The 15341-nt window shown below is 48.4% G+C and carries 16 protein-coding genes and 1 tRNA gene; 5 read left to right on the forward strand and 12 right to left on the reverse strand.

Features of this window, described 5'->3' with window-relative positions:
* Positions 1-4 precede the first annotated feature (4 nt).
* Positions 5-997 carry a collagen-like domain-containing protein gene (locus tag A1sIIB142_RS04435; RefSeq protein ID WP_190277038.1) on the reverse strand — a complete coding sequence of 331 codons (993 nt, stop codon included), beginning with the start codon at positions 995-997 and terminating at the stop codon, positions 5-7.
* Between the two features lie 243 nt (positions 998-1240).
* Between A1sIIB142_RS04435 and A1sIIB142_RS04440 the strand changes: the two genes are divergently transcribed.
* The gene (locus A1sIIB142_RS04440; RefSeq protein ID WP_190277039.1) at positions 1241-1921 is read left to right on the forward strand and encodes a hypothetical protein; all 681 of its coding nucleotides are present in this window, start codon (positions 1241-1243) and stop codon (positions 1919-1921) included.
* Between the two features lie 99 nt (positions 1922-2020).
* Complete coding sequence (locus A1sIIB142_RS04445) at positions 2021-2476, forward strand: ribose-5-phosphate isomerase (RefSeq protein ID WP_095675500.1); 456 nt, start codon at positions 2021-2023, stop codon at positions 2474-2476.
* On the opposite strand, the gene trmB is transcribed toward A1sIIB142_RS04445, so the two are convergent.
* On the reverse strand, positions 2473-3132 hold the full coding sequence (gene trmB / locus A1sIIB142_RS04450) for a tRNA (guanosine(46)-N7)-methyltransferase TrmB (RefSeq protein WP_095675046.1): 660 nt from the start codon (positions 3130-3132) through the stop codon (positions 2473-2475). The two genes, A1sIIB142_RS04445 and trmB, sit on opposite strands and share 4 nt — an antisense overlap.
* A 79-nt stretch (positions 3133-3211) precedes the next feature.
* Between trmB and pepN the strand changes: the two genes are divergently transcribed.
* Positions 3212-5749 (forward strand): aminopeptidase N, encoded by a 2538-nt coding sequence (pepN, locus tag A1sIIB142_RS04455; RefSeq protein WP_095675047.1) that lies wholly within the window; start codon positions 3212-3214, stop codon positions 5747-5749.
* Here pepN and A1sIIB142_RS04460 read toward each other — a convergent pair whose 3' ends face one another.
* A complete protein-coding gene (locus tag A1sIIB142_RS04460) occupies positions 5750-5944 on the reverse strand; it encodes a hypothetical protein (RefSeq protein WP_095675048.1) in 195 nt (64 codons plus the stop codon).
* A gap of 9 nt (positions 5945-5953) precedes the next feature.
* Positions 5954-6469, reverse strand: coding sequence for an HNH endonuclease (locus A1sIIB142_RS04465; RefSeq protein WP_095675501.1), 516 nt, complete (start codon positions 6467-6469; stop codon positions 5954-5956).
* A 118-nt stretch (positions 6470-6587) separates the two neighbouring features.
* Here A1sIIB142_RS04465 and A1sIIB142_RS04470 point away from each other — a divergent pair, with 118 nt between their 5' ends.
* Positions 6588-7133, forward strand: a complete 546-nt coding sequence (locus tag A1sIIB142_RS04470; protein ID WP_095693835.1) for a mechanosensitive ion channel family protein — start codon at positions 6588-6590, stop codon at positions 7131-7133.
* Here the strand turns inward: A1sIIB142_RS04470 and A1sIIB142_RS04475 are convergent.
* Genes A1sIIB142_RS04475 through ettA form a run of 4 tightly spaced genes read right to left on the reverse strand, consistent with a single transcriptional unit; the run spans position 7130 to position 10865 of the window.
* Complete coding sequence (locus tag A1sIIB142_RS04475) at positions 7130-7516, reverse strand: globin domain-containing protein (protein WP_095693836.1); 387 nt, start codon at positions 7514-7516, stop codon at positions 7130-7132. The two genes, A1sIIB142_RS04470 and A1sIIB142_RS04475, sit on opposite strands and share 4 nt — an antisense overlap.
* On the reverse strand, positions 7516-8778 hold the full coding sequence (locus A1sIIB142_RS04480; RefSeq protein ID WP_095693837.1) for an MFS transporter: 1263 nt from the start codon (positions 8776-8778) through the stop codon (positions 7516-7518). Before A1sIIB142_RS04480 ends, A1sIIB142_RS04475 begins: the two co-directional genes overlap by 1 nt.
* A gap of 12 nt (positions 8779-8790) precedes the next feature.
* Positions 8791-9198 carry an acyl-CoA thioesterase gene (locus A1sIIB142_RS04485; protein WP_095675052.1) on the reverse strand — a complete coding sequence of 136 codons (408 nt, stop codon included), beginning with the start codon at positions 9196-9198 and terminating at the stop codon, positions 8791-8793.
* Positions 9198-10865: an energy-dependent translational throttle protein EttA gene (gene ettA, locus A1sIIB142_RS04490; protein WP_190277040.1), complete on the reverse strand. Its 1668-nt coding sequence runs from the start codon at positions 10863-10865 to the stop codon at positions 9198-9200. Before ettA ends, A1sIIB142_RS04485 begins: the two co-directional genes overlap by 1 nt.
* Positions 10866-10910: 45 nt before the next feature.
* Between ettA and A1sIIB142_RS04495 the strand changes: the two genes are divergently transcribed.
* Positions 10911-10984 (forward strand) — tRNA-Arg (locus A1sIIB142_RS04495).
* Between the two features lie 69 nt (positions 10985-11053).
* Here A1sIIB142_RS04495 and A1sIIB142_RS04500 read toward each other — a convergent pair.
* The 4 genes from A1sIIB142_RS04500 to pstC form a co-directional block, all read right to left on the reverse strand.
* Entirely contained in the window at positions 11054-12193 is a 1140-nt protein-coding gene (locus A1sIIB142_RS04500; protein WP_095693838.1) for a substrate-binding domain-containing protein, read from the reverse strand.
* A 119-nt stretch (positions 12194-12312) separates the two neighbouring features.
* Positions 12313-13170 (reverse strand): phosphate ABC transporter ATP-binding protein PstB, encoded by an 858-nt coding sequence (gene pstB / locus A1sIIB142_RS04505; RefSeq protein WP_095693839.1) that lies wholly within the window; start codon positions 13168-13170, stop codon positions 12313-12315.
* 32 nt (positions 13171-13202) lie between these two features.
* Positions 13203-14252 carry a phosphate ABC transporter permease PstA gene (gene pstA, locus A1sIIB142_RS04510; RefSeq protein WP_095693840.1) on the reverse strand — a complete coding sequence of 350 codons (1050 nt, stop codon included), beginning with the start codon at positions 14250-14252 and terminating at the stop codon, positions 13203-13205.
* A complete protein-coding gene (gene pstC / locus A1sIIB142_RS04515) occupies positions 14253-15239 on the reverse strand; it encodes a phosphate ABC transporter permease subunit PstC (RefSeq protein WP_095693841.1) in 987 nt (328 codons plus the stop codon). It lies immediately after the preceding gene.
* Positions 15240-15341: the final 102 nt, after the last annotated feature.

Genomic DNA, 15341 nt, shown 5'->3' on the forward strand with positions numbered 1-15341 from the left:
GTTTTTAGTTAATGATTCCGACCTTCTGGAGAAAAATCCGGCCCGAAAAAGTAACTCCCGATTCCGCGGAAGACTCTCCAGTTACGTCAATGAGATTTACTGTCAAAGATGAAACTGTGCCTGCTGTCTTAATGGTTCCAGTTATTGTGACTCCATACACAGTGCTTTTCCCAGCCAAAGTTACCAACTTTGAGCGAGACGCAGAAAAATTGTAGGTTGGAGTCTCCCCTGTTGAGCTAACTCCGGCTGCAAAATCTAGATATGTTGCTGAAGCTTCCCCCGTCAAGTAAATCTGAAAGAAGTATGACGAGTTAATAGCAAGACTTCCGAAGGCTGATGACGAAGCCACTCCAAGAGGGGTGCTTGTGTTTATTGTGAAGTTGCCAATTGATATTACTTTTACCTCAGACGTACCCGCAGACCCAGCAGTCCCTGTTTCCCCTTGTGCACCAGCTGCTCCCGTTAAACCAGTTGCACCTGTTGAACCTGTTGGTCCACTTGGGCCGATGCTTCCCGCAGCACCTGATGCTCCGGTTGCACCCGTTGCACCTGCAGCTCCCGTTGCACCTGGTGTTCCTCCACCTGAACCAGAAGATCCTGCGGCACCTGCAGGTCCGGCAGGTCCGGCTGCACCTGTTAGTCCACGTTCACCTTGTGGCCCAACTGAACCAACGCTATTTGCATTATTGGTGCCAATTTTTGCATCGGATCCATTCTTTCCATCACTACCTGTGACACCTGTTGCGCCAATAGGTCCTTGCAAGTTCTGTGGCAGTGGCCATTTACCTTTCGCTTTTGGTCCATAAATGAGAAGACTTCGGGTATCAATATAAAAATCGCCATTGATGCCCAGTGAAGTAATTGGCAGACCTTTGCCATTAAGAATTGTGTTTGGAATTGAGGCTGCTGTTCTACCGGCAGCACTTGCTGAAATCACTGATGTGGATGTTGTAAGAATTGCAATAGTAACTAGGACGGCTATTCGTGATGCTCTCACTGGTGACCCCTTCACACTAGGTTGTCCACCCAGTGTGAAGTGGCACCAGGCTTGCCAGAATCGGAGAATCCCCTACCAGCACACAGGAAGGGCGTGCGTGTAGGGGAAAAACTCACAGATTTCACATGAAAACTCGCATGAGCCTCGCAGGCTATCCAAGTATCTTTCTGAGCCTAGGACGCTTTAGTACAACCAAGTCGAGGCGAGGGCTTTGGCACAGAGCAAGAGAGTGGGGGCATGCGAATGTCAACAAAGAAAAGGATTGCAACAATTGTTATTACAACTGTTGCACTTACTGCAGGAACTGTTGGTGTTTCAACAGCCTCAACAAAAGCAACACGTATCTCAATTACCAATCCAAGTGCTAACGGTGTCAAGGGTCCTCGAGGGATAGACCTTGCCGCCACACTTTCCGCACTTGTCACAAAGGGCACAATCACACAAGCACAGGCAGATGCAATCATTGCCGCGGCTGATGCAGCCAAGGTAGCTGCAGAAGCAGCCCGTGCTGCAGCCCGTGCTGCAGCAGAACTGGCTAAGCCTTTGAAGGCTGAAAAGATGGCAGAGCTTGCACTGATCTCAACAACAATCGGTATCGACTCAGCAACCATCAAGTCGCGCCTTGCCGCAGGAGAAACTCTTGCGACAATCGCGGGGCCTAAGAAAGATGCGTTGATTGCGGCACTGGTTGCAGATGAGACCAAAAGAATCGATGCTGCGGTCACAGCTGGGAAATTAACTGCCGCACAGGCAACATTCCTTAAAGATCGCCTCGTCGCTCACATAACTGAAGAAATCAATGAAGTTCGCACCGCAGGACCAAAGGGTGGCTTTAAAGGTGGATTTGGGCACAAGGGAAAAGGTGATTTTGAGAAGGCTCCAAGAATGCCAGCTCCAAGAGCAACAACTGCGGCAATCGCATAACTAGTTCAAATATGTAGTACCTCCTTGGGTAAAAACCCCGCCATGCGAAAGTGTGGCGGGGTTTTCACATGCCCGCCCCCGCACATGCTTAAATTGCGCATGCGCATTCACATCGGCAGCGATCACGCCGGCCTTGATTTCAAGAACGAATTGATTACACACCTCGTTGTTAATGGCCACGATGTGACTGACCACGGGCCCTATGAATATGACGCACTCGATGATTACCCAGATTTCTGCATCCCATGCGCCGAAGCTGTGGCTAAAGATTCCACCTCACTGGGAATAGTTCTCGGTGGTTCCGGTAATGGTGAGCAAATTGCGGCCAATAAAGTCAAGGGCGTGCGTGCTGCACTTGTGTGGAGCATCGAGACCGCCAAACTTGCCCGCGAACATAACAATGCAAATGTGATTTCCTTAGGGCAAAGGCTTCATGATGCGGATTTTGTAAAGCAGCTCATCGATACCTTCATCGCAACAAAGTTTCCTGGCGATGAACGCCATGTGCGCAGAATTGATAAAATCAGTAATTACGAAGTAACAGGTGAGATTTAAGCCTTAAAGTATCGAAGATCAGTTACTTGATGATCTTTAGTTATGCCTTGCCCCTCAAATCGCGTGACTGGTCTCCATTCAGGGCGCGCTACTACTCCCCCGGTAAATAAGGTGCTGGGCGTGAAAACTTCTTGAATATATTCGGCATAGGGCACCCAATCAGTTGCAATATGGATATAGCCGCCTGCTTTAATCTTGGGGTGAATAAGTTTTAAGAATTCATTGTTCACAATGCGCCGCTTGTTGTGGCGCTTCTTCGGCCATGGATCAGGAAAGAAGAGATGAATCGCATCTACTGAATTATCGGCAATCATGGTTTTCAGGATCGGGTGGGCATCGCCTTCAATAATTCTCACATTGCTTAATGCAAGTTCTTCAATTCGGGCCATCAATTTTCCAATGCCTGGCTTATGAACTTCAACTGCAATAAAACCGGTATCAGGAAAATCTCTGCCGATCAGGGCAGTTGCCTCGCCCATGCCGAAGCCGATCTCGAGAACTATTTTCGACGAGTCTGGAAAGAGGGCTGGGATTTCAATAAAATCTTCGGAGTACTGCATTCCATAAATCCCCCAGTATTTATCCAGGGCGCTCTGCTGTGGAGCGGTGATGCGAGACCCACGTAAGCGGTATGTGCGTACCGAATCTTGTTCCATTGCACAATCCTAACCTCTGACGAATCACCGAGTTGGTGGTTGGATATGCTCTCTTGCATCATGCACTGAAGGAGCACCCGTGCCAGGCACAAATATCAAGCAGGTAGAAGCCACCGAACGTTCGGCAATCATTAAGGTTGCTAGCTATGCCATTGATTTAGATCTGACTACTGGTGCGGAAAACTTTCGGGTAAAGACCACGGTGAAATTTGCTGGTCTTAAACCAGGTGCAACTACCTATATCGATTGCGTGGGTGCGCGGGTAATAAGTGCCAAGCTCAATGGCGCAGATTTTGACCCACGCTTTGATGGCGAGACTATTTATCTTCCAGCCCTTGCGGCAGAGAACATTCTTGAGATCGAACATGATGGTGTGTATTCCAATTCTGGTGAAGGCCTGCACCGATTTGTCGACCCAGCCGATGATGAGGTTTATCTCTATACCCAGTTTGAAACTGGCGATGCCCGCCGCATGTATGCCTGCTTTGATCAACCAGATCAGAAGGCGACATTTGCGATCAGCACCATCACTCCTGACCACTGGGAAATAATTTCAAACTACGCAATCGAATCAACAAAAGATCTAGGAAGTAAGAAGAAATTCACTCAGTTTGCTACTTCGCAAGTGATCTCTACCTACGTCACCGCCATTGTGGCCGGTGCCTATACCTCTGTGCACGATGAATACAAAGGTGAGAAGACGATTCCACTGGGCATCTATGCCCGTAAATCATTTTTTAAGCACGTTGATGCAGCGAACATAATTGAAGTCACCAAGCAGGGCTTTGCCTACTTTGAGAAGACTTTCGGTCTCGCCTATCCATTTGGAAAGTATGACCAAATTGCGGTCGCCGAATATAACTGGGGCGCCATGGAGAACGTGGGCTGTGTTACTTTCCATGAAGATGTCCTGATCTTTAGATCTAAGGTCACAGAGCGAAACTATGTAAGTAGGGCAACAACTATCCACCACGAGATGGCGCATATGTGGTTTGGTGACTTGGTCACTATGCAATGGTGGAATGACTTATGGCTCAACGAATCTTTTGCCGAATGGGCTTCCTATCAATCGGTCAGTGAATCAACTAAATACACCGAAGCCTGGACTGAGTTCAATTCACTACGTAAGAACTGGGCATATCGCGTAGATCAGCTCACCACAACGCACCCAATTGCTACCGAGATGGAAGATCTGGACGCTGTGCGCACCAATTTCGATGGCATCTCATATGCCAAGGGTGCTTCCGTATTGCAACAACTTGTGGCACATGTGGGCCGAGATAATTTCATTACCGGACTTCGCCGCTACTTTGCTAAGCACGCCTTTGGTAATACAACTCTCAAAGATTTAATTGATCAACTCGAAGCTGCCTCCGGGCGCGACCTCACTCCATGGGTTGCAACCTGGCTGCGCACCGCAGGTGTGAACACACTGCGCCCAGTGATTGCACTCAATGGCGATACCTACGCATCACTTTCTATCAAACAAGAAGTGCCAACCATGCCGGTGGGCTCTACTGAACTTCGCCCCCACAGATTGCATGTGGGTCTCTTTGATATTCAAGGCAGCAAGCTGGTGCGGCGCACAAGTGTGGAACTCGATGTTGCCGGCGCACTGACTGAAGTCACCGCATTTGCTGGCCAAAAATGTGCTGACCTAGTTCTGATCAACGATAAAGATCAGAGCTATGCAAAGTTGCGCTTTGATGAACGCTCCATTGCAACGATGAAGAGCCACCTAGGCTCACTCGATGATTCCTTAGCCCGTGGACTTATCTGGGCATCGCTCTGGGATTCATGTCGTGATGGCGAGCTCTCAGCAACTGATTACATCGCTATCGCACTGCCCGCTTTGAAAAATGAATCAGATATCTCGATTGTCAGCGCCACTTTGGGTCAGATTGATACTGCGCTCTGGGCATATGCCCATCCATCACACCGTGCGGCACTTCGCTTGCAAGTGGCAACTGCCATCGAATCATTTCTTGATGTAGCTGAGTCCGGTAGCGATCATCAACTGCAATTTGCAAAAGGCTTTGCCAACACTGCAATCACTCCAGCGCAACTAGAGCGCATCAAGGCCATTCTTGGCGGCTCAATCACTGGGCTCACCATCGATGCTGAACTTCGTTGGTTCCTATTCATTTGTGGCGTCAAGCACGGGGTATTTGGTCCTGCTGATATTGAAAAGGAATTGGCACTAGATAAGACAGCGCACGGCAAGCAATACGGTGCGATGGCTTATGCGCAAATTCCAACTAAAGATGCCAAAGCCAAGGCATTTAGCTCGATTACTACCGATGATTTATCGAACACGATTCATTCCTTTAAATGCCGAGGATTTAACGATCCGCTTCATACAGAAATCTTGAGCGACTTCGTTGATCAGTATTTTGATGTACTGCTCAAAGTCTGGGAGACTAAAGGCTATGAAATTGCTGAAACCACAGCGACTCTGCTTTTTCCGTCCTGGGTCATTAGCGAGGCAACTGTGAAAAAGGCCCAGCACTGGCTAGATGTCACAGGTAAAGATGCATCGCATTCGCTACGCAGAACGATTCTTGAATCACGCGATGCCATGGTGCGCGCGCTAAAAGCACAGGCTGCCGATCAGTAATTACTCGATATGAGTAATAGAAGAAGTGCTCTTACTCTTTTTCTTTTCGCCCGTAAGCGCCCATGAAATAAGTGAAATAAGAAGAAATAGTCCAACTGGAGCTGCCACAAAATAAGTGAAAGTTTCTACGGCCGTTAATCCTTCACCCGGCATCGCACCTGGCTCTTGGTTAATCATGAGCAGTTGAGAAAGCATTGGCAGAGTCTATGCAGTTGCGGCAGCGACGCCAAATGGCTCTAGGTATGGCAGCCAACGATTTTCGGTGCGACCTGTTCCGAGAATTCGCCAGGCAGCGCCCACTGGTTCGCGCGGTAGCGTGCGAAGTCGCCAACCAAGTTCTTTCAGTGGCTTATCAGCTTTGACATGGTTGCACTTATGGCAGGCACTTACGACATTCTCCCAATTGTGACCGCCACCACGAGAACGTGGAATGACGTGATCAATAGAAGTTGCTGGCGCTGTGCAATAGACGCAGCGTCCACCATCTCGCGCAAAGATTGCCCGACGCGAAAGTGGAACTGCATGACGATAAGGAATCTTCACAAATTTATTGAGACGAATTACTGATGGGAGCTCAATCTGACCATGTGCAAAGTGCAAGACGGTTCCAGATGCTTCAACCATAGTGGCACGGTTGTTCAGAACGAGAATGAGCGCACGACGATCAGTGACAACACCCAATGGTTCGTAGGTGGCGTTGAGAACTAATGAGCGGTTCATCTCTACCTCGGTTCCAGCACGTGGCTCGCACTGATTGGGCAATTTTGTACTAAAACTCTCCAGGACGGGGGCATTTTGTGGTGAAGTTTTAGTAAAGATTTCACTACCCTTAATGCCTATGAACGAGCGCACACAGGCAATCTGGGATTGGTTTAACGGAGCCCCCTTTCGCATCCTCGTCATCTTTATCATCGCCGCTATCGGCCATGTAATCGGCCACCGGGCCATTTCACGGGCCATTGGGCGCCTGGCAACAGCTGACCTAAAGCCTGGGCCAGGAACGGCAAAACGTCAGGCAGAACGCGCCCGCACAATTGGTACCGTCTTTAGCTCAACCTTTAACGCCGCGATTTGGATTATCGCAACCGGAATGATTCTGGGTGAATTCGGATTTAGTTTGGGGCCTGTTCTTGCCTCTGCCGGTGTGATTGGTGTGGCAATTGGACTCGGAGCGCAAACATTGGTGCGCGATGTAATCTCTGGAATCTTTATGCTCGTTGAAGATCAATACGGGGTTGGCGATGACATTCGCGTGCAAGATATTGCCGGACGAGTAGAAAAAGTTGGCCTTCGTATTACCGAGGTGCGCGATGCTGATGGTGTGCTCTGGTTTGTTCGAAACGGTGAGATTTTATTGGTGGGAAATAAATCTAAGCAGGGCTAATCCAGCTGATTAACTAGATGGTTTGCTGCTCCCTCTAGGTATCTCCACAATTTATCTTTTTCATCTTGGCCAAGTGATGTTCCATCAACTGCCAACTTCATGCAGCCAATCCAAGCATCGCGCGCCTCTTGATTGATATGAAAACCGGCATGGCGCATGCGAAGACGCGGATGACCACGTTCTTCTTGATAAGTGCTTGGTCCGCCCCAATACTGTTCTAAGAACATCTGCAATCTGCGGGCCGCACCCAGCATATCTGATTCTGGATACATCGGGCGCAACACGGGATTGACTGCCACGTGGGCATAGAACTGTGAGACCAAGTCGGCAAAGAAAGCTTGCCCGCCAAAGAGCTCGTAATAATTTGTAGTATCGCGCTCCATCAACTTCTCAACTCTGCTGAAGTTTTTCCTTTGGCGATCTGCAATACGGCAAAAGCACTGATGATGCACATGATGGCGGCGATGTAGAAAGAGAGTGCATAGTCACCAAGTTTTACCCGCAATACCGCCGCACCCAGGGCGGCAATCGATGCCCCCACTTGGTGACCCACAAAGACCCAACCATAGACAACAGTTGAACGCTGGGGACCAAGGACAATGCGACAGAGAATAAGAGTGGGTGGAACGGTGGCAATCCAATCAAGGCCATAGAAGATTACAAATACCAATGTGGATGGATGAATGGTGCTAAAGAGAATAGATGGTAATAAAAAGAGGGAGAGACCGCGCAGGCCGTAGTAGAAGAAGAGCAATTTACGGGGATCGTACTTATCTGTCAGATACCCAGAAAGAATTGTTCCAATCACATCGAAGACACCAACCAATGCCAACAAGCTAGCAGCGACAGTTGTGCCCATACCGTGGTCGTGGGCTGCTGGAATGAAGTGTGTGCCAATGAGTCCGTTGGTGGAAAGTCCGCAGACAAAGAATGAGCCAAAGAGAATCAGGAAGTTTCTATCTTTCGCTGATTTAACCAAGGTATCAATGGCTAAGCGACCTGCCGGCATTTCACTAGCAACTGGTGGTTGCCAATCTTCCGGCGCTCCATATGGCTTCATGCCTAAGGCTTCTGGTTTCTCTTTCAGGAAGAGAAAGATGAATGGAATCATGAGCGCAGATGCAGCGCCCACAGTGATGGAGATGCTCTTCCAACCGTAAGTGATCGCAAAGTGCGAGAGCATGGGAAGGAAAACTAATTGACCAGTTGCTGTGGCAGCGGTCAGCGCTCCCACCACTATCCCTTTGCGGGCAACAAACCAACGATTAGCAATCGTTGCAGCAAAGACCAGAGCCATAGAGCCAGAGCCGACACCAACGCCGATGCCCCAGAGCGCCCACAAGTGCCATGGTTGAGTCATAAATATTGTCGAACTTGCACTTGCTGCTACCAATGCAAGTGCAGTCATCACAACTTTGCGCACAGTAAAGCGTTCCATCAGCGCCGCCGCAAAGGGTGCTACCAAACCAAAGAGAAGTACGTTTATTGAAATCGCTAACGAAATTTGCGAACGAGACCAGCCAAAAGCTTCTTCCAAGGGAAGAATGAGCACAGTGGGTGCAGATCTAAACCCGGCTGTTGCAACGAGGGTGAAGAAGGTGACAACTGCTGCAATCCACCCGGGGTGAATCTTTCGCTCTTGCATTATTTAAACCTACTAATCCTTGAGGTAGCGATTAAGGAATTCGCGCTCTTGCTCCGAAATTGGACGAGACTTCTTTGTCTCCAGCGAAACCATCACTTGCACTGACTTCATCTTGGCATGGACCACACCATCGGTGCCCAGCAATTCATAGCCGACGACAAAAGATGTGGTGCCAATGGAGTCGACCCATAGCTTGAGATCGTAGAAACGACCGCCTTCGTAGATAGGCACGATGTAATCAATCTCGTTGCGGGCAACAACCATCTCCATCAGTGTGGGCATCTCACCTTTTGTAGAGTATTGGTAGTAGGCCCATTGATAACGAACTTCTTGAATGTAGGTCAGATACTTTGCATTATTGACATGGCCAAAGGCATCGATGTCATCCCATCGCACATATTGCTGCCCCGAATAAATCATTAGCGGGTCAGCTTTCGATAGGTAGCGCGATGCGGACGAGCTGCATCCGCACCCAATCGGGCAATCTTGTTCTCTTCATAAGATTCGAAGTTTCCTTCAAACCAGAACCACTTTGAGTCACCTTCATAAGCCAAGATGTGAGTTGCTACCCGGTCAAGAAACCAACGATCGTGTGAGATCACAACAGCGCACCCTGGAAATTCCAGAAGTGCGTTTTCAAGTGAGCCCAGTGTTTCGACATCAAGATCGTTTGTTGGCTCATCAAGAAGTAAAAGATTGCCACCTTGCTTCAAAGTAAGAGCAAGGTTTAAACGGTTACGTTCTCCACCAGATAAAACTCCAGCAGCTTTTTGTTGGTCAGGGCCTTTAAATCCGAAGGCGGCAACGTATGCGCGCGATGGCATTTCAACTTGTCCTACCTTCATGAAATCAAGGCCGTCTGAGACCACTTCAAAGAGTGATTTCTTTGGATCGATTCCACCACGGGACTGATCCACGTAGGAAATCTTTACCGTCTCACCAATCTTTACTACTCCGGAATCTGGTTCTTCTAGACCCAGAATGGTTTTAAAGAGCGTTGTCTTACCGGCGCCGTTAGGCCCAATAACTCCCACAATTCCATTGCGTGGCAGAGTAAATGAGAGATCATCGATAAGAACGCGATCGCCAAAGCCTTTAACTAAATGCTCTACTTCAACAACAATGTTTCCAAGACGCGGCCCTGGTGGAATCTGAATCTCTTCAAAGTCCAACTTACGCATTTTATCTGCCTCTGCCGCCATCTCTTCATAGCGAGCAAGACGGGCCTTTGACTTAGCTTGGCGACCCTTTGCATTCTGGCGAACCCAATCGAGTTCTTCCGTCAGACGCTTTGCGCGCTTGGCATCTTTCTGACCTTCAACTTTTAGACGTGCTGATTTTGTCTCTAAATATGTGGAGTAGTTACCTTCATAGGGATAGGCGCGGCCACGGTCTAGTTCTAGAATCCACTGCGCCACGTTGTCCAAGAAGTATCTATCGTGCGTGATCGCTACCACGGTGCCTGGGTACTTACTTAAATGCTGTTCTAGCCACAACACTGATTCAGCATCGAGGTGGTTAGTTGGCTCATCTAGCAGAAGAAGATCTGGTGCTTCCAAAAGCAATTTACATAAAGCAACGCGGCGTTTTTCGCCACCAGATAAAACTTTGACATCAGAATCAGGTGGCGGACAACGCAGTGCATCCATTGCTTGCTCTAGCTGTGAATCAAGTTCCCAGGCATTGCGGTGATCGAGTTGCTCTTGGAGCTCGCCCATTTCGGCAAGTAACTTGTCATAGTCAGCATCAGGGCTGGCCATTTCCTCTGATACTTCATTAAATCTGCGCACCATTTCCATGGTCTCAGCCACACCCTCTTGCACATTTTCAAGAACGGTCTTCTCTTCATTTAAATGTGGTTCCTGCAAGAGAATTCCGACGGTGTATCCGGGAGATAGGTAGGCCTCACCATTGGAGGGCTGTTGCAAACCTGCCATGATCTGAAGAACTGTTGACTTACCAGCACCGTTGGGACCGACAACACCAATCTTTGCTCCAGGTAAGAACATCAAGGTAACGTCGTCGAGAATTACCTTTTCACCATGCGCTTTACGCGCCTTCTTCATCGTGTAAATGAACTCAGCCATAGTCGCAAACCTTACTGGGTACAATTGCCTCATACGACCCTGCAGGCGCCTGTAGCTCAGTCGGATAGAGCAACCGCCTTCTAAGCGGTAGGTCGCAGGTTCGATTCCTGCCAGGCGCACAAAAAATGGCAGTAAAAAACCCGGACCATCACTGGCCCGGGTTTTCTATTTGGAGATTATGAAGAACGTTATGCGATCTTCGCTGTGAGCTTCAGGATTGCCTTACCAAGATCTGATGTCTTGTCGATAGCAATCATTGGCTCTGTTGTTACAGTCTTGATGCAATCAAATGCCATGTATTCAACCTGGCGCTTTACTGCAGCTGCTTTTTCAGCTCCGTAGTTTGTCTTTACCATTGCATATGTTGGTGCGGTGAATGGGTACGCTGCTGCCGCAGTTGTGTTGTAATTCCATGTAACGATACCTGTTGCATCGTTAAGTGCTCCAGCTGCGAACATCGCACCTGCACCGAGTGCATCAGGAGCAACTGTCTTACCTGCACCGTTGATGATTAGTGCTGACTTCAAGCCAGGATTTGATTTAACAAAGCTTGCCTCAACGTAGGTGATTGAGTACTTCTGCTTAGCATTTGCTGCAGAAATTGTTGCAGATGATGAGAAGCCCTGGAATGAGCCCGCAAGTTTTGAGATATCGGTTGGATTGGCTGTGGAGAAAACAGTGTTTCCGGTCTTGGTCCAAATTGTTGGAGCCGCCCCGTTAAGTGCACGAGTGAAGTTATCTGTTGTTCCTGAACCAGTTGAGCGATAAAGAACTGTGATTGGCTTATCTGGGAGTGTGAATGGAACGCTGAGTTTGCGGTAGCTCTTGACTGTAGGAGCACCATCTTTATCTAGAACTGGCTTGCCGTTCTTGACTTCGTAGACAGGAATTTCACGTACGCGTGCATTATCAGCAACGATTGCTGGGTCATTCCAACGTGTGATCTGACCTGCGAAGATTTTTGCAACTGTTGGGATAGACAATTGAAGTTGCTTAGAGGTGTTCAAGTTGTATGAGATGGCGATTGGCCAGATTGCAGCCGGAACATGAAAGACTGTTGAAGGCGCGGTTGTGTTTACTGCATCTGAGTAACCAATATCAACAGTTCCTGCGTTGATGTTGGCGATACCTGTGCTTGAACCAGCTGAACCATTGTATGTGAATACATCGCTTGATGATGTCTGGTATGCGGTCTTGCACTTTTCGATGAAGTTAGAAACGGATGACGCTCCGCTTCCTGTCAAGTTAACTGCAAAAGCTGAAGGCGTGATAGCAACAACTGCTGCTACAGCAACAACAACTGCCTTTGATAATGTATTAAAACGCATGGTTTGCCTTTCGTAGATGAATAACCCATTGGTTAACGGAGAATATTCACGAAGGAGAGAAACTGCAGGCAATCAATAGGTAAACGGTCGGTAAACTAAATATGAAGGCTTAAAGCGGCTTAACCGAAGCGTCCAGTGACGTAGTTCTCTGTTCGCTCATCGCGCGGGCGAGAGAAGATCTCATTGGTTGGGCCAACTTCAATCATCTGCCCCGGACCGCCATCAGATAGGAAGAAGGCTGTGTAGTCAGAGACACGAGCAGCCTGCTGCATGTTGTGGGTAACAATGACGACCGTCATTGACTTGGAAAGCTGTGAGATTGTCTCCTCGATGCGAAGGGTTGAGCCTGGGTCAAGTGCTGAACATGGCTCATCCATGAGCAATACCTTTGGCTTCACCGCAAGTGCGCGCGCGATACATAGACGCTGCTGCTGACCACCTGAAAGCCCACCAGCGTGTGCACCAAGACGATCCTTTACTTCATTCCAAAGACCGGCTCGAGTTAGGCACTCTTCCATCAGTTCATCTGGGCTCGAGGTCTTAATTTGAGCAAGCTTGAGTCCGGAAAGTACGTTCTCACCAATTGTCATTGATGGGAAAGGATTTGGCTTTTGAAAGACCATACCAATTTGCAGACGGATCTTTGTAACATCGATGCCTGGCTCGTAGATATCTTTTCCATCAAGTAACACTTGCCCGGCCATTGAAGTCTTAGGGATAAATTCGTGCATGCGGTTTAGGGTGCGAATAAAAGTTGACTTACCGCAACCGGATGGACCGATGAGTGCGGTCACAGTACCGGCAGAGAAATCTAGTGAGACGTCGGCAAGTGCGTGATGCTTATCAAACCAGGCGTGGACGCCACGAGCCTCTAGGCCCGTACCAAGTGGTGATGTACCGGCCACTTTTTTGTCAGCTCGGGCCGCTGCCACTGCAGATAGTGAAGAAGGAGTTGTGCTCTCTATTTTCTCACTCATGGTTATTCCATCCTATTGATTCATTGATTGAGTTATACATTTTTCATCGATTTCTTACCAAAGATTCGTGCTGAAACGAAAATCACTAAAACAACAACTAGCAGAACAAAAATAGCGCTCCATGCACGTTGGATAGATTCCTCAGCACCTCCATTAAGGCCGCTCCAGATAATTACCGGAAGAGCTGAGTTCTGGCCCACGAAAGGATTGAAGTTAAATGCATCAAAGACTCCCACTGTGAACAACAGAGGCGCTGTCTCGCCGGCGATACGAGCCACTCCGAGAATTACAGCTGTGATCAATCCACTGCGTGCCGCAGGCACAACAACGAGAGCCACTGTTTTCCATTGCGTGGCTCCCATCGCGAGTCCTGCTTCGCGTAAGTCTTGCGGGACCAGGTTAAGAATTTCTTGGGCGGTGCGAGTGACGGTTGGAACCATTAAAATTGTGAGTGCAAGTCCACCAAGAAAAGCCGAAGGTCGAAGCGGTGTATTCAAAATAATCGCCGCATAGATAAAAAGCCCCGCAACAACTGAAGGAACGCCAGCCATTGCTTGAATTAGGAATTCAATAAATTTTGCTGCTTTCCCTTTAATTTCGGTGAGGTAAAGAGCGGTAAGAATTCCCATTGGAACCGAAATAATGATTGCAATAGTTATGAGTAGCAATGTCCCAAAGATCGCGTGTGCAATTCCACCGTTGCCGATGGGATCAAACATGGATGCATTTCGCATCGTCTCAGTGAAGTATTTAAAGTTCAGGCCAGCGACTCCACGCGAGATAACTGACCAAAGAATCGAAGAAACTGCCATAAGCACCATGAATGCACCAAAGAAAGCGAGCTTCTCAGCCAGACCATTTCGAACGCCTTTAGATCCAGATTTTCTCAATACAAAGACTGAATCAATCGCTAGCCAGGTGATGAAGAAGACAAAAAAGTAGGCAATCTTTCCCTTCATGGGAGTACTGGCAACGATCGCAAATGTAGTCAGGGCGGCCAGCAAGACAGACGTCAGTGTCATGGCGCGATCGCGTGGAGTCGCTGCCCACGGTTTCATTGGGGTTACGGTTGAAGTGCTCATTTAGCGACCTGATTTCACTGTCTTATTTACGATGGCATTTGCGATGAAGTTAACGAACAATGTAAGCACGAATAGCACTAAGCCAGCCGCAATTAGTGCGCTTACTTCAGTTTTACCTGCTTCGCCGAATTTCTGAACAATCATTGAGGCGACGTTTCCACCTTGTGTATAAAGAACCTGAAAGTTTGTTCTGTAAACAATATTAAGAACCGAGAAGACAGCAACCGTCTCGCCGAAGGCGCGACCAAGTGCAAGCATGGAACCACCGACGACACCGTTTGCTCCGAAGGGAAGTACAACGGCGCGAATCATTCCCCACTTCGTTGCGCCGAGTGCATACGCTGCTTGCACCCGCTCTAGTGGAGTTTGCGAAAAGACTTCGCGGGATATTGAAGTGATAATCGGAATAATCATTACTGATAAGACAATTCCTGCAATGAACGGCGAGCGTGAAAATATAGGTTCTGGCACATCAAATATATAGATCCACCCAAGCCACTTGTGAATGAGCTGCGCCCAATACTCAGCCATAGGCATCAAAACGAAGTAACCCCAAAGTCCATAAAGGATGGATGGGAATGCTGCCATAAGATCAATCACGGTGATAAGAAGTTTCTTAACTCCCTCAGGTGCATAAAAAGTTAGAAAGAGCGCGGTTAGCACCGCTAGCGGGACAGCTATGAGAAGAGCGATGAAAGAAATAACAACTGTTCCCACAAGCATCGCTTGGAGGCCAAAGTTCGCTACTTCTTTTCCAGACTCGTCGATAAAGACATTCCACTCAAAACTTGTGATGAAACTGAAGCCTTGCTCTTTTAGCGCACTAAATCCTTGCTGAAATAGGAATAGTGCAATCAGTGCGAGAATCACGAGTGCTGAGAAGCTAAAAGCGGTAACAATGCCGCGGAAGATTTGATCCGAAACGCGAGGCTTGGTCGTAATCTGGCGCGCCTGCGGAATTACCTTCGTAGGAGCATCAATTGACATGTGGGAATCCTTCAGGCAGGCCATGTAATAAAGAAGGATTCATGGTTAACAGCAGGTGAACGGACCCTGAATTATCGCTCCACCCCCATAACCCTTACCCTT

This window comes from Candidatus Planktophila versatilis (assembly GCF_002288345.1).
Classification (GTDB): Bacteria; Actinomycetota; Actinomycetes; order Nanopelagicales; family Nanopelagicaceae; genus Planktophila; species Planktophila versatilis_A.